Origin of the sequence: Kaistia dalseonensis, from assembly GCF_030814715.1 — a bacterium.
Lineage (GTDB): Bacteria > Pseudomonadota > Alphaproteobacteria > Rhizobiales > Kaistiaceae > Kaistia > Kaistia dalseonensis.
In genome coordinates, this window is the sequence record NZ_JAUSVO010000001.1 from 1,158,460 (window position 1) to 1,180,587 (window position 22,128).

22 protein-coding genes are annotated in these 22,128 nt (G+C 63.4%); 3 read left to right on the forward strand and 19 right to left on the reverse strand.

Annotated elements, in window-relative coordinates:
• Positions 1–2: 2 nt before the first annotated feature.
• The 10 genes from lipA to QO014_RS05375 all read right to left on the reverse strand — a co-directional run bounded on the left by lipA (position 3) and on the right by QO014_RS05375 (position 8,102).
• The gene (lipA, locus tag QO014_RS05330) at positions 3–959 is read right to left on the reverse strand and encodes a lipoyl synthase (protein ID WP_266347578.1); all 957 of its coding nucleotides are present in this window, start codon (positions 957–959) and stop codon (positions 3–5) included.
• Positions 960–980: 21 nt separating this feature from the next.
• Entirely contained in the window at positions 981–1,229 is a 249-nt protein-coding gene (locus tag QO014_RS05335; RefSeq protein ID WP_266347579.1) for a GlsB/YeaQ/YmgE family stress response membrane protein, read from the reverse strand.
• Positions 1,230–1,299: 70 nt separating this feature from the next.
• The gene (locus QO014_RS05340) at positions 1,300–1,554 is read right to left on the reverse strand and encodes a GlsB/YeaQ/YmgE family stress response membrane protein (protein ID WP_266347580.1); all 255 of its coding nucleotides are present in this window, start codon (positions 1,552–1,554) and stop codon (positions 1,300–1,302) included.
• Positions 1,555–1,565: 11 nt separating this feature from the next.
• On the reverse strand, positions 1,566–3,005 hold the full coding sequence (gene lpdA, locus QO014_RS05345) for a dihydrolipoyl dehydrogenase (RefSeq protein ID WP_266347581.1): 1,440 nt from the start codon (positions 3,003–3,005) through the stop codon (positions 1,566–1,568).
• Between the two features lie 118 nt (positions 3,006–3,123).
• Positions 3,124–3,444: an HP1242/YdcH family protein gene (locus QO014_RS05350; RefSeq protein ID WP_307257594.1), complete on the reverse strand. Its 321-nt coding sequence runs from the start codon at positions 3,442–3,444 to the stop codon at positions 3,124–3,126.
• 9 nt (positions 3,445–3,453) lie between these two features.
• On the reverse strand, positions 3,454–4,797 hold the full coding sequence (locus QO014_RS05355) for a pyruvate dehydrogenase complex dihydrolipoamide acetyltransferase (protein WP_266347582.1): 1,344 nt from the start codon (positions 4,795–4,797) through the stop codon (positions 3,454–3,456).
• A 7-nt stretch (positions 4,798–4,804) separates the two neighbouring features.
• A complete protein-coding gene (locus QO014_RS05360) occupies positions 4,805–5,101 on the reverse strand; it encodes a DUF5076 domain-containing protein (RefSeq protein WP_266347583.1) in 297 nt (98 codons plus the stop codon).
• 1 nt (position 5,102) lies between these two features.
• Positions 5,103–6,506 (reverse strand): pyruvate dehydrogenase complex E1 component subunit beta, encoded by a 1,404-nt coding sequence (locus QO014_RS05365; RefSeq protein WP_266347584.1) that lies wholly within the window; start codon positions 6,504–6,506, stop codon positions 5,103–5,105.
• Between the two features lie 13 nt (positions 6,507–6,519).
• On the reverse strand, positions 6,520–7,599 hold the full coding sequence (gene pdhA / locus QO014_RS05370; RefSeq protein WP_266347585.1) for a pyruvate dehydrogenase (acetyl-transferring) E1 component subunit alpha: 1,080 nt from the start codon (positions 7,597–7,599) through the stop codon (positions 6,520–6,522).
• Positions 7,600–7,766: 167 nt separating this feature from the next.
• Entirely contained in the window at positions 7,767–8,102 is a 336-nt protein-coding gene (locus tag QO014_RS05375; RefSeq protein WP_266347586.1) for an FtsB family cell division protein, read from the reverse strand.
• Positions 8,103–8,347: 245 nt separating this feature from the next.
• Here QO014_RS05375 and QO014_RS05380 point away from each other — a divergent pair, with 245 nt between their 5' ends.
• Positions 8,348–10,216, forward strand: a complete 1,869-nt coding sequence (locus QO014_RS05380; protein ID WP_266347587.1) for a DEAD/DEAH box helicase — start codon at positions 8,348–8,350, stop codon at positions 10,214–10,216.
• A gap of 297 nt (positions 10,217–10,513) precedes the next feature.
• Here QO014_RS05380 and QO014_RS05385 read toward each other — a convergent pair whose 3' ends face one another.
• From QO014_RS05385 to QO014_RS05405, 5 genes are all read right to left on the reverse strand, one after another.
• Positions 10,514–11,170, reverse strand: coding sequence for a hypothetical protein (locus QO014_RS05385; RefSeq protein WP_266347588.1), 657 nt, complete (start codon positions 11,168–11,170; stop codon positions 10,514–10,516).
• A gap of 86 nt (positions 11,171–11,256) precedes the next feature.
• Positions 11,257–13,542 (reverse strand): GumC family protein, encoded by a 2,286-nt coding sequence (locus QO014_RS05390; RefSeq protein WP_266347589.1) that lies wholly within the window; start codon positions 13,540–13,542, stop codon positions 11,257–11,259.
• 68 nt (positions 13,543–13,610) lie between these two features.
• Entirely contained in the window at positions 13,611–14,426 is an 816-nt protein-coding gene (locus QO014_RS05395; protein ID WP_266347590.1) for a metallophosphoesterase, read from the reverse strand.
• Positions 14,427–14,511: 85 nt separating this feature from the next.
• On the reverse strand, positions 14,512–16,008 hold the full coding sequence (locus QO014_RS05400; RefSeq protein WP_266347591.1) for an O-antigen ligase family protein: 1,497 nt from the start codon (positions 16,006–16,008) through the stop codon (positions 14,512–14,514).
• Positions 16,009–16,175: 167 nt separating this feature from the next.
• A complete protein-coding gene (locus tag QO014_RS05405; RefSeq protein ID WP_266347592.1) occupies positions 16,176–16,904 on the reverse strand; it encodes a sugar transferase in 729 nt (242 codons plus the stop codon).
• An 825-nt stretch (positions 16,905–17,729) separates the two neighbouring features.
• On the opposite strand from QO014_RS05405, the gene QO014_RS05410 reads away from it, so the two are divergent.
• Entirely contained in the window at positions 17,730–18,995 is a 1,266-nt protein-coding gene (locus QO014_RS05410; RefSeq protein ID WP_266347593.1) for a porin, read from the forward strand.
• A gap of 64 nt (positions 18,996–19,059) precedes the next feature.
• Here QO014_RS05410 and QO014_RS05415 read toward each other — a convergent pair whose 3' ends face one another.
• On the reverse strand, positions 19,060–19,347 hold the full coding sequence (locus QO014_RS05415) for a hypothetical protein (protein WP_266347594.1): 288 nt from the start codon (positions 19,345–19,347) through the stop codon (positions 19,060–19,062).
• Positions 19,348–19,656: 309 nt separating this feature from the next.
• On the opposite strand from QO014_RS05415, the gene QO014_RS05420 reads away from it, so the two are divergent.
• On the forward strand, positions 19,657–19,914 hold the full coding sequence (locus QO014_RS05420; RefSeq protein WP_266347595.1) for a YjhX family toxin: 258 nt from the start codon (positions 19,657–19,659) through the stop codon (positions 19,912–19,914).
• A gap of 52 nt (positions 19,915–19,966) precedes the next feature.
• On the opposite strand, the gene QO014_RS05425 is transcribed toward QO014_RS05420, so the two are convergent.
• The 3 genes from QO014_RS05425 to gatC are packed head-to-tail and all read right to left on the reverse strand — an operon-like array spanning position 19,967 to position 22,110.
• Positions 19,967–20,275 carry a chorismate mutase gene (locus QO014_RS05425; protein ID WP_266347596.1) on the reverse strand — a complete coding sequence of 103 codons (309 nt, stop codon included), beginning with the start codon at positions 20,273–20,275 and terminating at the stop codon, positions 19,967–19,969.
• Positions 20,276–20,283: 8 nt separating this feature from the next.
• Positions 20,284–21,768, reverse strand: a complete 1,485-nt coding sequence (gene gatA / locus QO014_RS05430) for an Asp-tRNA(Asn)/Glu-tRNA(Gln) amidotransferase subunit GatA (protein WP_266347597.1) — start codon at positions 21,766–21,768, stop codon at positions 20,284–20,286.
• 54 nt (positions 21,769–21,822) lie between these two features.
• Positions 21,823–22,110 carry an Asp-tRNA(Asn)/Glu-tRNA(Gln) amidotransferase subunit GatC gene (gene gatC / locus QO014_RS05435; protein WP_266347598.1) on the reverse strand — a complete coding sequence of 96 codons (288 nt, stop codon included), beginning with the start codon at positions 22,108–22,110 and terminating at the stop codon, positions 21,823–21,825.
• Between the last annotated feature and the right edge of the window lie 18 nt (positions 22,111–22,128).

Consider the following 22,128-nt stretch of genomic DNA (forward strand, 5'->3'; position numbering starts at 1 on the left):
GATCAGCCGTGATGCAGCGCTTGCCGAGCCGCCTTCAGCCGCGCGAAGTCCTCGCCAGCATGGTGCGAGGAGCGCGTCAGCGGGCTCGACGACACCATCGCGAAGCCCTTGGCGTAGGCGATCGTCTCGAACGATTTGAACTCGTCCGGGGTGACGAAACGGATCACCGGATGGTGCTTGCGGCTCGGCTGCAGATACTGCCCGATCGTCATGAAATCGACGTCGGCGACGCGCAAATCGTCCATGAGCTGGAGGATCTCGTTCCGCTCCTCGCCAAGCCCGACCATGATGCCCGACTTGGTGAACATGTTCGGGTCAAGTTCCTTGACCCGCTGCAACAGCCGGATCGAATGGAAGTAGCGCGCACCAGGGCGCACCTTGAGATATTTCGACGGGACGGTTTCGAGGTTGTGGTTGAAGACGTCGGGACGCGCGGCGACCACGGTTTCCAGGGCACCCGGCTTGCGCAGGAAGTCCGGCGTCAGGATCTCAACGGTGGTGCCGGGCGCCGCCGCGCGGATCGCCAGGATCACATCGACAAAATGCTGCGCGCCGCCATCGGCGAGATCGTCACGATCGACCGAGGTGATCACGACATGCTCAAGGCCTAGCTTGGCGACCGCCTCGGCCACCTTCTGCGGCTCGTTGCGGTCGAGCGCGTCGGGCATGCCGGTGCGGACATTGCAGAAGGCACAGGCGCGCGTGCAGGTGTCGCCCATGATCATGAAGGTCGCGTGCTTCTTCGACCAGCACTCGCCGATATTGGGGCAGCCCGCCTCCTCGCAGACCGTCACGAGGCCGTTCGTCTTCACGATCTCCTTGGTCTCGCGATAGACCGGCGACCCCGGCGCCTTGACGCGGATCCACTCCGGCTTGCGCAGAAGGGGCGATTCCGGCCGGTTCACCTTTTCCGGGTGACGCGGACGGCTATCCTTGACGGTATCGAGTACGACGACCATGAGGCCTCCGATGCCCGGCGCCTAGCGGCGCAGGAGCCCGAGCAGAAAGAGAAGGACGATCGCGCCGGCCGTCGATACCACGAGGCTGCCGACGAAACCGGGCTGCGGCGAAATGTTGAAGGCGCTGAACAATGCCGCGCCGATCCAAGCGCCGACAAGGCCGACGATCAGGTTCAGGATCAGGCCCTGCCGACGGCCGAGCGTGCGCGAAGCGATCCATCCGGCGAGAATGCCGATGACGATCGTCAGGAATATGCCGACACCGTTCATGTTGAACCTTCTCCCGAAACGTTCCGCCCAATATGGGCGCTGCGATGGTGCGGCGCCAGTCCGGCGCCGCCTATGTGATGATCCGCGCGATCAGGACCACGACCACCGCGCCAATCGCGGCGATCACGACCTGATTGACGAACTCGTTGCCCAGATTGATCGGCACGTTGAAGTAGCTGACCAGGAACCCGCCTACCACCGCGCCGATCAGGCCGACGATGATGTTGCGGATCAATCCGCCGCCGCCGACCACGATCGAGGCGAGCCAACCCGCCAGGAGACCGATCACGATCCAGATCAGGATCGACTTCAGCTGCACATCCATCGCCGTTCTCCTCAGATGTGGATGGCGCGTCCGTAGGCGCCCATGACGCTCTCGTGCATCGTCTCAGAAAGCGTCGGGTGCGGGAAGACGGAGTTGATCAGCTCTTCCTCGGTCGTCTCGAGATTCATGGCGATGACGAAGCCCTGGATCAGCTCGGTCACTTCCGCACCGACGAGATGCGCGCCGAGCAGCTGGCCGGTCTTCTTGTCGAAGATCGTCTTGACGAGACCGTCGGGCTCGCCGAGCGCGATCGCCTTGCCATTGCCGATAAAGGGGAACTTGCCGACGCGGATATCGTAGCCCGCCTCGCGCGCCTTCTTCTCCGTCAGCCCGACAGAAGCGATCTGCGGATTGCAGTAGGTGCAGCCCGGGACCTTGGCCTTGTCCATGGCATGCGGGTGCAGGCCGGCGATCGCTTCGACGGCAATGACGCCCTCATGCTCGGCCTTGTGCGCGAGCATGGGCGGGCCAGCGACATCACCGATCGCCCAGACGCCCGGCACGTTGGTGCGCCCGACAGCATCGATCACGACACAGCCGCGATCCGTCTTCACGCCGAGCTTTTCGAGACCGAGCCCCTCGATGTTGCCGAGAACGCCCACGGCCGAGATCATCTTGTCGGCGGTGATCTCCTGCGTCTTGCCATCACCGGTGTCGATCGTAGCGGTGATCGAATCGGCGCCCTTGACGACCTTCGTCACCTTGGCGCCGGTCAGGATCTTCATGCCCTGCTTTTCCAGGCGCTTGCGCGCATGAGCCGCGATTTCCTCGTCCTCGACGGGCAGGATCTGCGGCAGCACCTCGACGACCGTTACCTCGGAGCCCAGCGTACGGTAGAAGGACGCGAACTCGATACCGATCGCACCCGAACCCATGACCAGCAGGGTCTTCGGCAGCGTCTCGGGGATCATCGCCTCGAAATAGGTCAGGATCAGCTTCTTGTCCGGCTCGAGGCCGGGCAGCGCGCGCGGACGGGCGCCCGTCGCGATGACGATGTTCTTCGCCTCATAGTCGCCCGCGCCGAGCGCGCTCTTCGGCGCCGGGTTCGGCTTGCCATAAGCCTCGGCCGGAGCCGGCTTGACGGTCACCTTGCCCGGGGCCGCGATCTCGGCGACGCCCCAGATCACATCGACCTTGTTCTTCTTCAGAAGCCCGGTGACGCCCTGATTGAGCTGTGCGGCGACGCCGCGCGAGCGCTTGGTGATCGCCGCAACATCGGCGCTGAATTTCTCGGCCGTCAGGCCGTAATCCTTGGCATTCTCGACATAATGATAGACCTCGGCCGAGCGCAGCAGCGCCTTGGTCGGGATGCAGCCCCAGTTCAGACAGATGCCGCCGAGATGCTTGCTCTCGACAACGGCCGTCTTCAGGCCGAGCTGTGCAGCGCGGATCGCCGCGACATAGCCGCCGGGGCCGGAGCCGATGATGATGACGTCGTAGCTATTGGCCATGCGGGCACCCTCTTAGCGTCTTGCTGCGCTGGCGGCTCGATGAGCCGGCGCTGTTTTCATCCCCAATTCTGCCCGCAAACGCGAAGCGGCCCCGGCCGATGGCCGGAACCGCCTGGTGTCACGCGCGCAGCAGCGCGGCGATCTCATCCTTCAGGATCATCCGGCGCTTGCGCAGGTCGATCATATGGAGATCATCCGTCGGTTCCACATCGGTCTCCGCACGGTGAATCGCGCGATTGACCTCGTGATATTCGTCGGCGAGCTTCGCGAAGTGAGCGCTATCGGCGCTGAGCTTCGCAATCTTCTCCTGCTCGCCGGGAAATTCTTCGGAGAGTTCGTGCGGCGTGTGGGCCATCGGATGATTCCTTCTGATGTCGATACGCGCCGTCACTCGCCCATTGCGGTGCCGGCGACCTTGCGATGGATCAAGCCCCGGCAACCCAGTCGATCAGACCAGCATGCTCATGGGCTTCTCGATATAGCCCTTGAAGGCCTGCAGCAGTTCGGCCCCGAGCGCGCCGTCGACGACACGGTGGTCGGTCGACAGCGTCACGGACATGACCGTCGCAACGACGATCTCGCCCTTCTTCACCACCGGCTTCTGGATGCCGGCGCCGACCGCCAGGATGGTGGCATGCGGTGGGTTGATGATTGCCGCGAAATCCTTGACGCCGAACATGCCGAGGTTCGAGACCGAGGTCGTGCCGCCCTGATATTCCTCGGGCTTCAGCTTGCGGTCGCGGGCGCGCTTCGCCAGGTCCTTCATCTCGGTCGAGATGGTGGAAAGCGTCTTCTGGTCGGCATTGCGAACAACCGGCGTGATCAGTCCGCCCGGAATCGAGACAGCGACGCCGATATCGACAACCTTGTGGATGACCATGCCGCCATCGGTCCAGGACGCGTTCGCCGCCGGGGTCTTCTTCAGCGCCAGTGCCATCGCCTTGATGACCATGTCGTTGACCGAGACCTTGTAGGCCGGGTTGCCGTCCTTGTCCTTCGGCGCAGCAGCATTGACCTGCTCCCGCAACGCCAGCAGCGCGTCGAGCTCGGTATCGACCGTCACGTAGAAATGCGGAACGTTCTGCTTCGATTCCGTCAGGCGGCGCGCGATCGTCTTGCGCATGTTGTCATGCGGAACGATGTCGTAAGAGCCTTCGGCGAAGAGCTTCAGGATCTGGGCATCGCTCATGCCCGTGTGAGCCGGGGCAGCGGCGGGTGCCGACGGCGCCGGTGCGGCAGCCGGCGCAGGCGCGGCGACCTTGGCAGCGCCACCACCGGACTTCGCCGCCTCGACGTCGGCCTGAACGATGCGGCCATGCGGACCCGAGCCCGCGATCTTCGCGATATCGAGGCCGGCCTCCTTGGCGATGCGACGGGCGAGCGGCGAGGCGAACACGCGATCCCCGCCGTTGGCTGCCGGCGCAGGAGCAGGAGCAGCCGCCACTGGAGCGGGGCTCGCGGCAGCAGCCGGCGCGGCTGCGGGCGCAGCCTCGGCCTTCGGCGCGGGCGTCGCGGCGGCATCGGTCGAGCCGATCGCGCTCTTGTCCTCGCCATCGGCGAGCAGCACCGCGATCAGCGCGTTGACCTTCACGCCCTGCGTGCCTTCCGGCACGACGATCTTGCCGACCGTGCCCTCATCGATGGATTCGACTTCCATCGTCGCCTTGTCGGTCTCGATCTCGGCGATGACATCGCCCGATTTGACCTTGTCGCCTTCCTTCACGTTCCACTTGGAGAGGTTGCCCTCTTCCATGGTCGGCGACAGCGCGGGCATCAAAATGTTGATCGGCATAAAGCACCTATTGGCGTGATTCTGTCGTGCCCAAATCGGACGAACGATGCCATTCGGCATCGAACATGGCTTTGATCTGTTCCAGCGCCTGCTCCTGCGAGCAGACGCCGTCGGTCTCGAAGCCGCGCGCTACATGCCGCGCGATATCAACCAGCAGGATGCCCCAGGTCGAGGGGCTGTCAAAGGCCGTCCTGAACGAGACGTCGAGGCCATTGTCGACGATCCAGGCGCGAAAGACTTCGGCCGCATCATCGGAGCCCCAGACGCCGGGCGGTATGTCGAGCTGGCGCGGATGCTCGGCCATGTCAGCGATAGGTCACGGCTTTGACGGCCGCGATCACGTCGGCGACGCTCGGCAGGGCCAGCTTCTCGAGATTGGCCGCGTAGGGCATGGGCACATCCTTGCCCGTGACCTTGAGCACCGGCGCATCGAGATAGTCGAACGCCTTCTCCATCAGCTGCGAAGCGATGTCAGAGCCGATCGAGTTCTGCGGCCAGCCTTCTTCCACTGTCACGCAACGCCCGGTCTTCTTGACCGATTCGATCACGGTCTCGATGTCCATCGGACGAATGGTGCGAAGATCGATCAGCTCGACATCGATGCCCTGGGCGGCCAGTTCGTCGATCGCCTTGATCGCATAGGTCATGCCGATGCCGAACGAGACAATGGTAACGTCCTTGCCGGTCTTGTGGATGCGCGCCTTGCCGATCGGCAGCACGAAATCATCCAGCTTCGGCACGTCGAAGGAATGGCCGTAGAGGATTTCGTTCTCGAGGAAGATCACCGGATTGGGATCGCGGATCGCCGCCTTGAGCAGGCCCTTTGCATCCGCGGCGGTGAAGGGAGCGACCACCTTCAGGCCGGGAATATGGCTGTACCAGGAGGTGTAATCCTGGCTGTGCTGCGCGCCGACGCGCGCCGCAGCCCCGTTCGGGCCGCGGAACACGATCGAGGCGCCGAGCTGGCCGCCCGACATGTAGAGCGTCTTGGCGGCGGAGTTGATGATCTGGTCGATCGCCTGCATGGCGAAGTTGAACGTCATGAACTCGACGATCGGCTTCAAACCGGCCAGTGCCGCGCCCGTCGCGAGGCCGGCGAAGCCATGCTCCGTGATGGGCGTATCGATGACACGCTCGGCGCTGAATTCCTGCAGCAGGCCCTGCGTGATCTTGTAGGCGCCCTGATATTCGGCGACTTCCTCGCCGATGATGAAGACGTCGCCGTCTCGGCGCATCTCTTCCGCCATCGCGTCGCGCAACGCTTCGCGCACGGTCATCGAGACGAATTCGGTACCGGCCGGAATGGCCGGGTCGGACGCGACCACGACGGAAACCGGGGCTGCGGGCGCCGCGGCGGCTACGGCCGGAGCCGATCCGCTCTCGCCGCTGCCATTCTTCGCGGCCTCATGAACGCCGCTCACATCCTTGGCCGGTGCCGGTGCGGCGGCGGCCGCCGTCGCATCCTCGCCATCGGCGGCGATGATCGCGATCGGCGTGTTGACCTTCACGTTCTCGGTGCCTTCGGGGATCAACAGCTTGGCGATGGTCCCCTCGTCGATGGCCTCGACTTCCATCGTGGCCTTGTCGGTCTCGATCTCGGCGATCACGTCGCCTGACTTGACCGTGTCGCCTTCCTTCTTGAGCCATTTGGAGAGCGTGCCCTCCTCCATGGTCGGCGAAAGGGCGGGCATCAAAATATCGATCGGCATGGTCGTTCCGCCCTTACTTTACGATGTCGGTCCAGAGCTCGGACGCATCCGGCTCGGGATCGTTCTGCGCGAAATCCGCCGACTGGTTGACGATCTCGCGAATGTCCGCGTCGATCTTCTTCAGGTCTTCCTCGCTGGCCCAACCCTTGTCGAGCAGCCGTACGCGAACCTGCTCGATCGGGTCGTGTTCGGTCCGCATCTTCTGGACTTCGTCCTTCGAGCGGTACTTGGCCGGATCCGACATGGAATGGCCGCGATAGCGGTAGGTCTGCATTTCGAGGATATAGGGGCCATTGCCGGCCCGGCACCACGCAACGGCGCGTTCGCCGGCTTCCTTGACGGCGCGGATATCCATGCCATCGACCTGCTCGCCGGGAATGTTGAACGAGAGGCCACGCTTGGAGAAATCGGTCTGCGCGGAAGAGCGCGACACCGAGGTGCCCATGGCGTAGCGGTTGTTCTCGATGATGTAGATCACCGGGAGCTTCCACAGCTCCGCCATGTTGAAGCTCTCATAGACCTGACCCTGATTGGCGGCACCGTCGCCGAAATAGGTCAGCGTGACATTGTCGTTCTTGCGATACCGATTGGCGAAAGCGAGGCCCGTTCCGAGCGAGACCTGCGCGCCAACAATGCCATGGCCGCCGAAGAACTGCTTCTCGATCGAGAACATGTGCATCGAGCCGCCCTTGCCGTGCGAATAGCCATGTCGCCGGCCGGTCAGTTCCGCCATCACGCCCTTGGCGTCCATGCCGGTCGCCAGCATATGGCCATGGTCACGGTAGCCGGTGATCACCTGGTCTTCACCGGTGCGGATCGCCATCTGCATGCCGACCACAACGGCTTCCTGGCCGATATAGAGGTGGCAGAAGCCGTGGATGAGGCCCATGCCGTACATCTGGCCGGCCTTTTCCTCGAAGCGGCGGATGAGGAGCATTTCGCGATAAGCCGCGAGGTCCTCTTCCCTAGAAAATTCAAGCGGGGCCGCAGGGGCCTTCGCGCTCGCCGTCGGCTTGGCCGATTTGATGGCGGCGGGTTTCCGTCCTGCAGCCGGCGCAGATTTGCTGCCGACCTTCGATTTGGCTACGGCCATACCTTCGTCTCCAAGGGCGTTCCCAACAATTATCAGGCGACGTTAGCCGAAGGCGAACCGCAATCCAAGATGCGCGAACAGCATCTGAGCCATGCAGCAACTACATGACTTCACTGCCGAAAAGTGTGATGAACCAAAATTTGGTTCATCAACGATTTTCCGGCTGTCTATTGCTGCGGGGTCTGCTGCAGCGCAGCAAAATTGATCACCAACTCGTCGGGATGCACGACGTCGAGATTGCGGCGCGCGCGCTCGTCGATCATGTCTGGATCGAGGCTCTCGGGGCGAAGCAGTTGGGCGCGCTGTGCGAGAGCGCTGCGCTCCGCCTTGATATCCGCCAGTTCCGCCTCGAGAAGACGCGCCTCGCGCTGCATCCGGTCACGTGACCAGATACCATAATCGCCGTTGAACGAGTGGTAGCCGAAATAGGCCATCACCGCGATCGATCCGAGCGGCAGCAGCAATCGGCCGAGCTTCGAATTCTTGCGTTGGCGTGTCGTCATGGGCTCAGGGGAACGCGGTGCAACATGATGAACGAACCATCGCCGAAGACGATTAACATGGGGTTTCCATCGGCGACGGGACCGCGAATGGTACGATTCCATTCCGCCCGGGCTTGACTTCCCTTGGCTATTGCGCCCGCACAAGGTATGGGATGCGCAACTCGCATTCCTTTCCGACGCCCGGTGCCCGCGATCGCTGTCGTTTCGCGGCCTGGAATGCTTTCTCAAATCCAGGCCCGTCCGCAATGTCCACGTCCTCTGAACTCACCAGCTCCGCCGAACGGCCCTCGCCCGTTCGCAATCCCGCCCTCGCCCGCGCCCTCGCCGCACGTGGCTATGAAAGCCTGACCCCGGTCCAGGCTGCCGTCGTCGAGGAGCGGATCGGCGAGAACGATCTTCTCGTCTCGGCCCAGACCGGCTCGGGCAAGACCGTCGCCTATGGCCTCGCCTTTGCCACGACGCTGCTCGGCACCGACGAGCGATTCGGCCCCGCCAACGAACCGCTCGCCCTCGTCATCGCGCCGACGCGCGAACTCGCGCAGCAGGTCCAGCGTGAATTCGAATGGCTTTATGCCGAGACCGGCGCCCGCATCGCTTCCTGCGTCGGCGGCATGGATGTCCGCCGGGAGGCGCGCGCGCTCGAGATGGGCGCGCATATCGTCGTCGGAACGCCCGGCCGCCTGCGCGACCATCTGGAGCGCGGCCGTCTCGACATTTCGAAGCTGAAGGTCGTCGTCCTCGACGAAGCGGACGAGATGCTCGATCTCGGCTTTCGTGAGGATCTGGAGCTGATCCTCGATGCGTCGCCGGCCGAGCGCCGCACCATGCTGTTTTCCGCGACGCTGCCGCGCGAGATCGTTCGCCTCGCCCGGCAATATCAGCGCGATGCGATTCGCATCGACACGATCGTGCAGAACCAGCCGCATGGCGATATCGAGTATCACGCGATTCGCGTGGCCCCGAACGAGGTCGAGCTCGCTGTCGTGAACGTGCTGCGCTTCAGTGATGTTCCCGCGACCCTTGTCTTCTGCGCCACGCGCGATTCCGTTCGTCATCTTCATGCGAGCCTGCAGGAGCGTGGCTTTGCCGCCGTCGCGCTTTCGGGCGAACTCAGCCAGACCGAGCGCATGCACGCGCTGCAGGCGCTGCGTGATGGCCGCGCCCGGGTCTGCGTGGCGACCGACGTCGCGGCCCGGGGGCTCGACCTGCCGGATCTCGGCCTCGTGATCCATGCCGACCTGCCGACCGGCCCGGCCGTTCTGCTCCATCGCAGCGGCCGCACGGGTCGCGCCGGCCGCAAGGGCATCAGCGCCCTGCTCGTCCCCTTCAACGCCCGCAATCGCGCCCAGCGCCTGATCGCCGCTGCCGGTGTCGAGGCAAAGTGGATGGGCCCACCCAGCGCCGATGAAATCCGCTCGAAGGACCAGAAGCGGCTGATGGAAGACCCGCTCCTGCTCGAGGCGCCCTCGCCTGAGGACCAGGGCCTGGTCCAGGCGCTGCTCGCCGGCCGCACGCCGGAGCAGATCGCGGCAGCCCTGATCCGCATGCAGCGCGCCACCCTCCCTGCACCGGAAGAACTCTACGATCCCGGCCAGCAGGAAGCGCGCGGCCCGCGCGAGGGTCGCAACCGCGACGATCGCAGCCATGACCGCCAGGACGCGCCGAAGAGCCATCGTCGTGGCCCGGAATCGCTCGAGCGCGCTGCGCGCCGGGAGCAGGAAGAAGGGTCACATCCGCCGAAGGAACAGCAGGCCATGGTCTGGTTCCGCATCGGCGTCGGCCGGCAGAAGAATGCCGATCCGAAATGGCTGCTGCCGCTGATCTGCCGGCGTGGTCACGTCACCAAGAACGAGATCGGCGCGATCAAGATCATGGAGCGCGACTCGCGTTTTGAGATCGTGGCTGAGGCTGCCGAGCGCTTCGCTACTGCGCTGCGCCGGTCTGACGATGAAGACATCCGCATCGAACCCGCCGACGCCGCCGATATCCCCGCCGGCGCCGGCAGCAAGGGCCGCCCCGCCAAGAGCGGCCCGGCCGGCAAGGGCGCCCCGCGCGACTACGCCCGCCCCAAGCCCCGCCGCGCAGGCTTCAAGCCCCGCAAGCGCCAGGAATAGCCGGCGAAGGTGCACGGGCTAACGCCTGCATCGCGGTTAGCCGACACGACGGATCGAAGTCGTCAGAAGCGATAGACCGGCCCTGCCGTTTGGCGGGGTCGGTGATGGGCAAACTTGGGGAGAAGCCACGGCGCTGCAACGTCGCGTCCGGCGAAGTGACGGCGTGCGACTGCAATGGACTGAGTAATCGGTGCCTGTGCAGATCTACGGAAATCCAGGGCCAACTGTCACAGCGTCCCATACATCCGCCAAAAGCGCCTTCCGTCTCGGTCGGTCGCCGCGTCTGACCCCACAGCGCTACTGTGGTGGATGCGCTGCTTTCTGGGATGCCGCGTTCTGGATATATCCGAGGAAGCGTTTCTGATAGCGCGGTTCCAGCGTCTCGGCGACGCTAATGAGATGGTCGCGCAGGGACTTGTCATTGACATAGATTTCGGCGAGCCGCTGGATGGCGCGACGCGTCCGCAAAAGCAGGGCCAGATCCTGGTCCAGTCGCTGCTTGAGATCATCGCCGAGCAAACGGCTTTCGCGGAACATGAACAGGGCGCGCCGCTCCGCGACCCATTGTTCGTTGGGGCCGGTCGCAAAGGACCGCTCGAGATACCGCTTCATCCGATCGATATCGCCGACCTGTCGGGCGAGCGTCGCAGCGATGAACCAATCATCGGCGGAGACGGGTGCAAGCGCCAGATTCCGCTCTGCCATGGCGAGACAGCCCTTGTTGAGCCTGACCATGCCGCCTTCTTCCGGCACATCATCCAAGGTGACTTCGTTGAGGGTCGACATGCAGGATTCGAGCCTTGCCCGCCGCGCAAAGCGGCTCTCCAGTTCGTACCAGTGCGGTGCGCGCCGCTCGATACCGCCAATCACTTCGGCGCGTATGACAGCTGGCTGGAGGCGCATCATGAACGGACGGCTCTCGCGCCATGCCATGAAGCCGGCTGCGATCGCCATGACCACGCAGCCGAATTGCAGCCCACGAAGCGCCCATCGCGCGCCGATGGTCGACCGTCCGGCCCCTTCGGCGCGCGATGTCGGACTCAACTGGCGGCCTCGGCATAGTAGGAGCGGTAACGTCCACGGTAGCCATAGCCGAACGAACCGACCTCAACCTCATTAAGGACGGCGACGATCGGGGCGGCCGCATAATTCACCCGCGCCAGATCCGAAATCGCGGCGCGAACCTCCTGCTGCGACGTCTGCGCCCATTTGATCACGATCACCGCCATAGTCGCATGCCGCAGGAGAAGACGGGCGTCGACCACCGGCAGCAGCGGCGAACTGTCGATCACGATGAAGTCGAACCATTCCTGGGCGAGCGTCAGCAGCCGCTCGAGTCTCGCGGAATCGAGGAGCGAATCGGTCGCCGAACGATTGCCCGCCGCACCGACGATCACGCTGAGCCCGGTCGCCGCATCCGTACTGACCAGTTCGTTCAGCACCTCCTCCTTGGCCTGGCCGGACAGATAGTCGGTTAGGCCCGAGCTCGATTCGATCCCGAGCGCCTTGCTCACTGTGGGGCGGCGCAGATCGCAGTCGATCAGGAGCGTCTTCTTGCCCGACAGAGCGAAGGAGCGCGCCAGCGAGACCGCGGTCTGGGTCTTGCCCTCATTGGGCACGGCCGACGTAATCAGGATCGTCTGCGCCCCGACGCTGCGCTGACGGCGCCCCATGTCGACACCGAGCCTAATTCGCCGCACGGCCTCGCTATAGGGCGAGATCGGATGAAGCACGATCTCGTTGGGCGCGATGCTGGCATCGGACTTCCAGCCGGAGCTCTGGTCGAGGCTCGGCAGCGAGGAGAGCGCGGGAATACCCAACACCGATTCCGTCTGCGCCTCGTCGACGAAGCCGCCGATATAATTCTCGCGCAGGAAAGCCAGGCCGAGACCAAGGCCGATCGAGGCCAGACCGCAGAGTGCGAAAAGCATGCGCGTATTGGGGAAGCTCGGCGAAGCAGGCGGAAGTGCAGCCGAAACGACACGACTGTCCGCGACCTGCAGGTCCTTCTGCGCGTCGATCGCCTTGGCGCTGTTCAGCAGGCGCTCGTAAATGCCGCGACTGACATCCGCTTCCTTCTGCACCTCGTAGAGGCGCACTGCGACATCCTTCGGCAGGCTCGAGATGATCTTCTCGCGCCGCTTCTGGCGAAGATCTTCTTCCTGCCGCTGAGCGGCATCGAGTGACGCGCGGATCTGACTGAAGGCGGTCAGCGCTTCAAGATCCATCTTCTTGCCAAGGTCATCGAGTTGCGCCCGCAGATTGATGGCCTTCTCGCTGTCGTTGCCTGCCTGCTGAAGGGTCTGCTCAATTTCGACACGACGCGCGTTGAGGGCCTTCAACTGATCCGATTCGACGGTCGCGACGAGTTGGGCCCAGTCGCCCGCCCGACGAAACTGGTCGATTTCGGCTGCGCTTTTCGACAGTTCCTGGCGCTGTGCCTCCTGGTTGTCGATGTCCCGCTGGAACGAGGCGATGTCGCCGAGAGCGCCGACATCCGTCACGAGGCCGAGATTGTCGTCGACGAAACGATCGATCTTGTCTTCCGCTGTGCGAACGGCCGTCATGGCAGAGTCGAGGCGCGTCATAACCTTGCGCTGGGCAACCTCGGCCATGTTGATCTTCGCGTCGATCTGCGCCTCGATATATTTCTCCGAGACGCTGTTGGCGATTGCCGCTGCGCGCTGTGGATCGGGAGAATGGGCTGCTATCTCGATCAGATAGGTCGTTCCCTGTCTTGCCACCGATACGGCGCGCGCGAGGTTGGACAGGACACGCTTGACCACGTCATCCGGCGAGGGAGCAGGCGTATGGACGCCGATCAGTTCCTTCAGCCTGCCCTGAAGCCCCGGCTTCGGCAGGAACTGCGGATCGTGGATCAGGTCGAGGTCATTCACGACACTCAGCAGCACGGACGGCGAACGAATGATGCCGACTTCACTCTCGACCCGGCCCGTATCGCTCGGCATCAGCGATATCTGCCCGTCGGGATCCAGAATATCCTTCTGCCGCGGATCGACCATGACGAGCGCGCTGGCCGTATAGGTCGGCGTCAGCTGGAAAATGAACAGCGCCGCGAGCCCGTTGACGACCAGAATAGTCGCGATGATCAGCTTGATCTGTCGGCGCAGCAGGCCAAGAATCGACCGGAGATCGAAGCCCCCACCACTCGTTCCGCCATAGCTCATCGCCATATCGTCCGGATAGGCCTGGCCCGCCTCCTGTGCACGGGAACGGCGCGGCTGAGACCCGACCGTGAAGCCCTGACCGCGCGGGGTGCCGTCCGGACCGATGCCATCGTTAGGTCCAAGCTGTTGCATTTCCATGGGGCATTATATCCGGGGGTTCGAGACGTCAGGCAACAAGGATCACAAGTTCCAAGCACTACAAGATTCTAGGACACCGTCAGAAACGAAACGCTGTCGTCCAGAAAGCGAGCCGCCGTGAGGCGACCTGTAAGGTAACATCCGGTGTCGAGCGCGATCCGGTTGTCGAAGCGTTGCGGAACCTCCGTCGGCGTATGGCCATGCACCACGACAGCACCGAAATCCAAGCTGCTGGACAGGAACGGTTCCCTGATTTCGGTCATGTCCTTGAGGCTCTGCGAAGCAAGCGGCACGCCAGGCCTTATTCCGGCGTGAACGAACAGGTAGTTTCGCCAGCTGACAGCCTTGGGCAAGCCCGCGAGCCAGCAGCGATGATCCTCCGGGACCAGGAAATCCATCGTCCGCCGGAGGCGCTGGAGATCGGTCCGCGACGGCAGGCGCGCAATGTCCGGGATGCCGTAGGAGTCGAGCGTCTCGCGGCCACCGAACTCAAGCCAGCGTGCCAGTCGCGACGTGTTGTCGAAGGCGGCGAGCATGGCCTCCTCGTGATTGCCGGCCAGCACGATCCGACGGAAGGGCGCTTTCGGTGGCATGCGCAGATGATCGATGATCTCGGCGGAGTCGGCACCCCGGTCAATGACGTCGCCAAGCATGATCACGACGTGTTCGCGCTCGGGGGATTGTTGCGCACTGATCGCAATCCGCGCCTCCAGCTTCAGGAGCTGCGCGAGGCACCCATGAACATCGCCGATCGCGTAGACGACCTGGCCGACATTCTCAAGCGCCAGAGTTTTCCGATCCCGCGCCGCGGCAGAATCGGAGCGCGCGGCATAAGTCAGTCCGGCGAGAGTCGACAGGAAGGATGCGGGCCCGAATGGCATCATTCGCCCAGCCTGGAAACACGAACCGACCCGGCCGGTCTCGCATCACGAAGAACGGCAGAGCAGCGGGCCATGGCGTCGAACGTCATCATGGCGATCCCGCCTCACCAACGTTGCCGAACGGCGCCGGCGATATCGGGAGGATCGGGGCTGCCCGCCTCGACCGATGGTCCTTCAGCCCCCCGGCCGCATGGGATTTGGCCATTTGTCGCACTTCTGCGGAAACACCCTGCGCGTAGCCACTGCCCATCACCGCGACAAAAATCAGTGTCACCGCCTCGATCTGCAAGCTGAAATCGACGAGGGAGTGCACCGCGGCGATCATGCAGACGGTAAGGGCCGCCGCGCCGGCCGCCCATGAACGGCCGCTGCCCAACGCATAGCGCATCTTCGCCATGATCAGCCCGACACTCGCGATCGGAGCCAGCGCGAAGATCCCGAGATCGGTCCAAAGCTCGAGATAGAGATTGTGAGCGCGATCCCAGACCACATCCGCGCTCAACTGAATCTGATGGAAGAGCGGGAAGGCATCCTCGAATGTTCCGCCGCCAAAGCCGATCAGGGGCCGGCTCGCTATCATCGACAATGTCTGGCGGAACAGTTCCCAACGCTCGTCGTCTTCAGTCTCGAGAGAACCGAGCCTGTCTGTCAGCTGCGCGCCGGATAGCAGCACGAGGCCAAGCGCGATCGCCAGGAGAGCAACGGCCAGCAGGCCGAGAACGACCCGCCGCCCCCGGCTTCGCGCCATGCTCATGAGCACAGGCATGAGCATGCCGATCACTCCCACCACCGCTCCCATGCGCGACGCCGTCAGCAGAAGCGCGGATCCGATGATCGCCATGCCCGTGCCATATCCGCCGATCGCCCCGATCATGGCGTCGAGACGGAAGACTTCGTGAAACGGACGATTCTGGCCCGAGCGGCGCGATGGCGCCAGGGCGTCGACCAGTAGGGCCGCGCCGATGGCGAGGCCGAAGGCGAGGAACGTCGCAAAGGAGTTGCGGTTGACGAAGAACCCCGTCGCGACCCCGTGATAGGCCCATTTCGGCAGGAACAGCAACGTGTCGCCGAACTGCATGAGGAGAACAATGCCGATGGCCGCATGAACGGCGATCGACCAGAACACGACCTGCAGCAGCCGATGCGCGCGATCTTCATTGGCGCAGACCTGAACCACCAGAAAGAAGAGCAGCGCATAGGCGGCGTAGTTCAGCAGCATGTGAACCGTCGCGGCAGGGTCGAGGCTGATGGTCTTGCCGATGGGATAGCCGAGCGCGCCCTGAGCATCGCTCCAGATCGCCGGAGCGAGCCAGGACGGCAAGGGAATGACCTGAACGACCATCCAGAGCATGGCAACGCCCAGGGCGGCGCCGGGCCACGCAAGATCGCCAAGCGAAATCCGCAATCTTCCCGGCTCGTCGCCGAGCCTTATCAGATAGACAAACGCCATCACGGCGATGATCGCCGCGTTCAGTTCCCAGAAAAACGGACGATTGCTGCCGATAGGCACAGGCGCGAACGCCAAGACCATGCAGATCAGGACGAAGAACAGACCATTTGCTCCAGCCAGGACACCCCGCTGCACGATCTACCCTCTGCTCCGGTTGCAACCGACGATCTGAGATCCGCGCAACGATGGCCGACACGCAGAGCTTGAAAAACGGATGGCGGACGGCACCGCTCCTTCGGAATTACGCCGCCCGGCAAGGCCTGATCGATATACTCCTCGGATCACCAGATACGTCCAAATGCCTAGAAGGCATTTGGACTGAGCAGCCGAAGCGGCGTCAGAAGCAGGATCTTGATATCGTAGAACGGAGACCACCGCCGGATATAAGCACGATCGCAACGCAGGCGCTTCTCGATTTTGTCGAGCGCATCCGTCGGGCCACGATGCCCTTCGATCTGAGCAAGGCCCGTGAGGCCCGGACGGACAAGATGCCGGTCGAGATAGTTGCGGATCGTCCCGCCAAAGGCATCATCCATAGCCGGCGCATGCGGACGGGGTCCGACAAGCGACATTTCACCCTTCAGCACATTGATGAGCTGAGGAAGCTCGTCGAGGCTCGAGCGCCGCAAGAAGGCACCAACCCGCGTGATGCGCTTGTCGCCGGCCGAGACCTGGCGAAATGCGCCCTGACTCTCCATGACCGTCATCGACCTGAACTTCATCAACGTGAACACGTCACGGCCCACACCGTAGCGCTTCTGCCGGAAGAAGACCGGCCCGGGCGTCTCCATGCGGATCGCGATGGCGATCATCAACATGACAGGAGCAAAAGCAATCAGAAGCGCAACCGATCCTGCAATGTCGATCAGCCGCTTCAGTCTGGATTCATTTATGTGCTGCGCCCGGAACGCCAAACGGCTATTCTCAGAACTACCAATGAGCCGATCGGGTTCGCCGCGCCCAGCCGGCGCGAATGAAGCGATACCGGATGTTTCCGCAATCAATGCCCGCGCTGAATCATCAAAAAACATCGATAACTCCGCCTTTCTGCCTGGTATCTATTGCGCCGCAACATTCACCCTGCACTGCAATAGAGGCATTCTTAGCCCCAGAACGGCATTCCATCAAGTGTCTTTTGAAGGATCGCCGCCTCTTTCGAGGCATTAGACAGCATGTTTGGCGACTTGGCAGAATTTGCGCGCAGAAAGGTGCAGAAATGCCGCTAGTTGCCAGGAAACATGTCGATAATGGTTATTAAAATCTGACATGACGCTGCTTTGACGGCGACCGCCGCGCGGCGCTTGTCTTCCCATGCGGCAGGCGCTGCCGCGCACATAGGCAGACGCTGTAGTGTGAGGCATGGGGGCCGACACGATCGGGGATTGATGACATCGACGGCGCGCCACGCGCCAGCCGACGTCTCGCGGCTCGACGGAATCAATCGAACGGGCGCACCGAAGCACAGATCGGCATAGCCAATTGCCGGCTAAGTATCGAAGTAGAATATTCCACGAAACCGGGGACACGGTATTTCATTCTACCAAGCGACCATTGAATGTTAAATAATTATGACAACGATGATTGATCTAATACATGTGCCATTTAGGCAACTTGTCGTTTTCATAATCGATCCTGACCGATTTTCAGAAAAATATCCCCTGACACGAAAAGTATAGGCCGCTAGATTTCGGGTGTTCGCAGCGAGGGGTCGCGGCGGACGTTGTCAGTCGCCTCCGAGGCGGCGGGCAATCAAATCTTTCAGTGGCGGGCATGCCTACTCTGCAGGGCGACGAAACGGATCTTCCCTCGTTTCGTCGCCGTACCGAGCATGCCGCCGCTGCAACTAGAGGTCAGATATGCAGCTCAAGTCTCTGCTACTCGGAACGGCCACCGCGATGATCGTCGCTGGCGGCGCTCAGGCGGCGGATCTCACGATCGCCGAGCCGGTCGACTACGTGAAGGTCTGCGACACCTTCGGAAAGGGCTTCTTCTACTCGCCCGGCACCGACACCTGCATCAAGGTCGGTGGCTATGTGAAGTTCGGCACGTCGTTCGGCAACACCGATTTCGGCGTCTACAACCCGATCTATCCCGGCTCGAACTGGTCGAACTTCTTCACGGAAGCGTCGATCCAGCTCACCGCTTCGTCGGTCACCGAATATGGTAACCTGACCGGCTGGATCGACTACCGCGCCAAGACGGGCAATTCGGGCGGCTTCAACTCGTCGCTGACGGAAGTCATCAATTCGTCGACCAACTCGGCCTATGTCGATACGGCTTATATCGAGCTCGGCCCGCTCAAGGCCGGTCGCTTCGACTCGCTGTTCGATTTCGGCCAGGGCTACACTGATACCGGCTCGTTCGCGTCGGACAGCAAGGTCGACCACATCCAGCTGACCTATGCCGTCAACGGCTTCGGTCTCTCGGTCTCGGTCGAAGACCAGCGTGATCGTGGCGCTGCTTCGGGTCTCGACGGTCTCTACCGTTCGGGCGCCGTCTACGCCCAGGGTGGCCAGGACAATATCCCCGACGTCGTCGGTGCGATCTCCTACGCCGCCGGCATCGTCAACGCCAAGCTGGCCGCCGCCTATGTCAACGACGCCGTTGACCGCACCGGCACCGGCACGCTCATCAACCCCTACACCTACTCGGCCGAAACCGGCTGGGCCGTGGGCGGTTCGGTCGAACTCGCGCTCAGCCAGTTCTCGGCCGGCGACAAGTTCCAAGTGTCGGCTTCCTATGGCGACAACGCCAACTCCTACACCGGCATCTCGGGCGGCACGTCGGTTGCCAACCTGTCGAGCGCCTTGCTCGGCAGCACCGCCGGCGCTGTTTCCGGCACCAGCTGGAGCGCGTTTGCTTCGTACAAGCACGTCTGGACCCCCCAGGTCTGGTCGGCGGTCACCGGTGGCTATGCCTCGTTCGACGGCAATGGCCAGTGGTATGGCAATGCTGACGTGACGGCTTGGCGTGGTGTCTTCACGACCGGCTTCACCCCGGTCAAGGGCCTCGATATCATCGCCGAAGGCATGTATTCGGGCGTCGACTATACCAACCTGAACAATGTGCAGGATGACGGCGGCGCCTGGGCTGCCAATTTCTGGATCAAGCGTTCCTGGTAAGCCGATCCACTCGGTCAATTCAGAGCCCGGCGGAGCGATCCGCCGGGCTTTTTTGTTGGAATTCTCATTCGCCGGCGAGAAGCGTGCGGATCATCGCCGTCCGCTCGACACCGAACTCGCCACGCCCTTCGGGCTTGCCTGCGCGGCCATACCAGTAGCGCGCATTCCAGTCGTCGCCTTCGACGCGGTGGAGATGGGCGTGAACCCAGGCCCCGGCGCGGCTGTGATCATCCTGCGCCAGCGCGTGCGCCTGATCCCAATCGCCGCGTTCCAGATGCCAGAGCGCCGCAAGGGCGGCGGAGAGGCTCGCCGGCGGCTTGGGAGCGCTCAGCGATTCGTGGAACTGGGCCACGGCATCATCTCTTTGCCCGGTCTGGTCCATGCGAATCGCCCTCCCCGGCTGATCGCCTTCCTCTCGCGCACGTGCCTGATGGGCCTCGCACGCCGTCTGCACGGACGCCTTCAACGCCGGCACTGCATTCTTGCAACCGCCGGCCTGCGGCGCTATCTGATGGCATCCGACAGGAGACTGGATGTCAAGTTCGTCAGAGTCCCGGTGATTCCCTGCCTTCGGGCAGGGTCGAAGCCCGCGAGCGCCGCCTAGGCCTCGCGGCCCGCTGACACGCGGCTACGATCACCCGACTCCTGGACGACTTTTCCAATGAACGTCTCGAAGTACGAGCAGCGCATTTTGCATGCGCTCGCCCAAGGCGGCATGATTCGCCATCACAGAAATGAAACCGGCCATATCGCCGAGGTCGAATGCCTCACCCGCGACGGCTGGCGCCTGACAGATTGCACGCTCGACCTGTTTGGGCGGCTCAAACGACGGCGCCTGATCGCTTCGCGCGGTGGTGCGCCCTACCGGATCACCCGTCTCGGCCTCGAGGCCGTACGGGCGCAGCTGGACAACCGGTAGAAACAAAGCGGGCGGCGCAGAAGCGTCGCCCGCTTCAAGACTCTGAACGCGCCTATTCGGCCTTGAGCCGCGCCGCGATGGCCTCGCGCTCGAATGCGATGTTCCAGTCGATCAGGCGGGCCCACAGATCGCGCGCCAGCCCGGCATCAAATCCCGCAAGGCTCGCCTCGGCGGCAACCCGGTCCAGGACCTCGTCGACGCGGGCGGGAACGACCGCCTCGTCCGGCGTCGCCTTCAGTTCCGCCATGCGCCTGACATAGCCGAATCGTTCGGCAAACAGCGATACGAGCTGCCTATCGAGCCGATCGATCTCGGTCCGGATCTCGTCCTTCGTGTCACACTCGGCCGGGGCACGTGTCATCTGTGGTTTCACCACCAGCGGGCGGGTGCGAATCGGCCGGCCGCGTCTTCGACGACCTGGGCGAGGCGGAACAGCGTCTCTTCCTCGAAGGGACGCCCGATCAGTTGCAACCCAAGCGGCAGCTTCGACGAGTCGAGCCCTGCGGGAACGGCGATGCCGGGAAGCCCTGCCATGTTCACCGTGACGGTGAAAACGTCGTTCAGATACATCTCGACGGGCGAGGCAACCGCCATTTCCTCGAGGCCGAAGGCGGCAGACGGCGTCGCAGGCGTCAGTACGGCGTCGACCCCGGCGGCGAAGGCGAGATCGAAATCACGCTTGATCAGCGTGCGGATCTTCTGGGCGCGAACGTAATACGCATCGTAATAGCCGGCCGAGAGAACGTATGTCCCGATCAGGATGCGGCGCTTTACTTCGTGGCCAAAACCGGCGGCGCGGGTATTCTCATACATCTCGGCAATATCGCCGCCTGGCACGCGCAGCCCGTAACGCACGCCGTCATAGCGGGCGAGGTTCGACGACGCCTCCGCCGGCGCCACGATGTAATAGGCCGGCAGGGCGTATTTGGTGTGGGGCAGCGTGATGTCGACGATCTCGGCGCCGGCATCCTTCAGCCAGGCGATGCCCTGCTGCCAGAGCGCCTCGATCTCGGCCGGCATGCCATCGATTCGATATTCGCGGGGAATGCCGATGCGCAGACCCTTGACCGACTGGCCGACCGCGCCCTCGTAGTCGCCGACCGGCAGGTCGACCGAGGTCGTGTCCTTCGGATCGACCGAAGCCATCGACTTCATCAGGATCGCGGCGTCGCGCACCGTGCGGGCGATCGGACCCGCCTGGTCGAGCGAGGACGCGAAGGCGGCGATGCCCCAGCGCGAGCAGCGGCCATAGGTCGGCTTGATGCCGACCGTGCCGGTGAAGGCGGCCGGCTGGCGGATCGAGCCGCCCGTATCCGTGGCGGTCGCCCCGGCGCAGAGCCGCGCCGCGACGGCGGCGGCCGAACCGCCCGAGGAGCCGCCGGGCACCAGCGGAAGGTTGGAGCCTTCCTTGCGCCACGGGTTGACGACGGGTCCGTAATAGGACGTCTCATTGGACGAGCCCATGGCGAACTCGTCCATGTTGAGCTTGCCGAGCATCACGGCGCCGTCGTTCCAGAGATTGGCCGTCACAGTCGATTCATAAGGCGGCTTGAAGCCGTCGAGCACGTGGGAGGCCGCCTGCGTGTGCACGCCCTCGGTCGCAAACAGGTCCTTGACGCCGATCGGCACGCCCTCGAGCGGGCGCTGCTCGCCGTTCGCGATCCGCGCATCCGATGCGGCGGCCATTTCGAGCGCCTTTTCCGGCGTCTCGACGATATAGGCGTTGAGCGCGCGCGCCGCTTCCATCGCGCCGAGATAGGCCTTGATCAATTCGGTCGCCGAAAAAGCCTTGGCGGCGAGGCCGTCGCGGATCTCGGCGATCGTCAGGCTGGTCAGGTCGTTAGCGCTGGTCATCAAACTCTCGCGGTCGGATGGAAAGGATGGAGGCCGGTCACGGGTGGAACCCCGTCACTCGATGACCTTCGGCACCATGAAGAACTCGTCGTCGGAGGCCGGCGCGTTCTGCACGACCTTGGCGGCATAGTCGCCATCGGTCACGACATCGTCGCGCATCTTCATCGTCTGGGCGACGACGGATGTGAGCGGCTCGACCGCCGAGACATCGACCTCGTTCAGCTGCTCGGCAAAGCCGAGGATCGCATTGATCTCGCCCTGGAACGAAGCGGCTTCCTCCTCGGTCACGGCGATGCGCGCGAGATGCGCGACGCGCTTGACGGTGGCGATGTCGACGGTCATGGCGGAAGCCCTTTGGAA

Bases quoted from the DNA above. Each gene is read 5' to 3' on its own strand.
- pdhA (WP_266347585.1), bottom strand. From the start codon at position 7,599: ATGGCCGTAGCCAAATCGAAGGTCGGCAGCAAATCTGCGCCGGCTGCA.
- gatC (WP_266347598.1), bottom strand. From the start codon at position 22,110: ATGACCGTCGACATCGCCACCGTCAAGCGCGTCGCGCATCTCGCGCGC.
- QO014_RS05385 (WP_266347588.1), bottom strand. From the start codon at position 11,170: ATGGCGATCGCAGCCGGCTTCATGGCATGGCGCGAGAGCCGTCCGTTC.
- QO014_RS05405 (WP_266347592.1), bottom strand. From the start codon at position 16,904: ATGTTTTTTGATGATTCAGCGCGGGCATTGATTGCGGAAACATCCGGT.
- lipA (WP_266347578.1), bottom strand. From the start codon at position 959: ATGGTCGTCGTACTCGATACCGTCAAGGATAGCCGTCCGCGTCACCCG.
- QO014_RS05390 (WP_266347589.1), bottom strand. From the start codon at position 13,542: ATGGAAATGCAACAGCTTGGACCTAACGATGGCATCGGTCCGGACGGC.
- QO014_RS05360 (WP_266347583.1), bottom strand. From the start codon at position 5,101: ATGGCCGAGCATCCGCGCCAGCTCGACATACCGCCCGGCGTCTGGGGC.
- lpdA (WP_266347581.1), bottom strand. From the start codon at position 3,005: ATGGCCAATAGCTACGACGTCATCATCATCGGCTCCGGCCCCGGCGGC.
- QO014_RS05335 (WP_266347579.1), bottom strand. From the start codon at position 1,229: ATGAACGGTGTCGGCATATTCCTGACGATCGTCATCGGCATTCTCGCC.
- QO014_RS05365 (WP_266347584.1), bottom strand. From the start codon at position 6,506: ATGCCGATCGATATTTTGATGCCCGCCCTTTCGCCGACCATGGAGGAG.
- QO014_RS05410 (WP_266347593.1), top strand. From the start codon at position 17,730: ATGCAGCTCAAGTCTCTGCTACTCGGAACGGCCACCGCGATGATCGTC.
- QO014_RS05380 (WP_266347587.1), top strand. From the start codon at position 8,348: ATGTCCACGTCCTCTGAACTCACCAGCTCCGCCGAACGGCCCTCGCCC.
- QO014_RS05425 (WP_266347596.1), bottom strand. From the start codon at position 20,275: ATGACACGTGCCCCGGCCGAGTGTGACACGAAGGACGAGATCCGGACC.
- QO014_RS05395 (WP_266347590.1), bottom strand. From the start codon at position 14,426: ATGATGCCATTCGGGCCCGCATCCTTCCTGTCGACTCTCGCCGGACTG.
- QO014_RS05355 (WP_266347582.1), bottom strand. From the start codon at position 4,797: ATGCCGATCAACATTTTGATGCCCGCGCTGTCGCCGACCATGGAAGAG.
- QO014_RS05375 (WP_266347586.1), bottom strand. From the start codon at position 8,102: ATGACGACACGCCAACGCAAGAATTCGAAGCTCGGCCGATTGCTGCTG.
- QO014_RS05340 (WP_266347580.1), bottom strand. From the start codon at position 1,554: ATGGATGTGCAGCTGAAGTCGATCCTGATCTGGATCGTGATCGGTCTC.
- QO014_RS05420 (WP_266347595.1), top strand. From the start codon at position 19,657: ATGAACGTCTCGAAGTACGAGCAGCGCATTTTGCATGCGCTCGCCCAA.
- gatA (WP_266347597.1), bottom strand. From the start codon at position 21,768: ATGACCAGCGCTAACGACCTGACCAGCCTGACGATCGCCGAGATCCGC.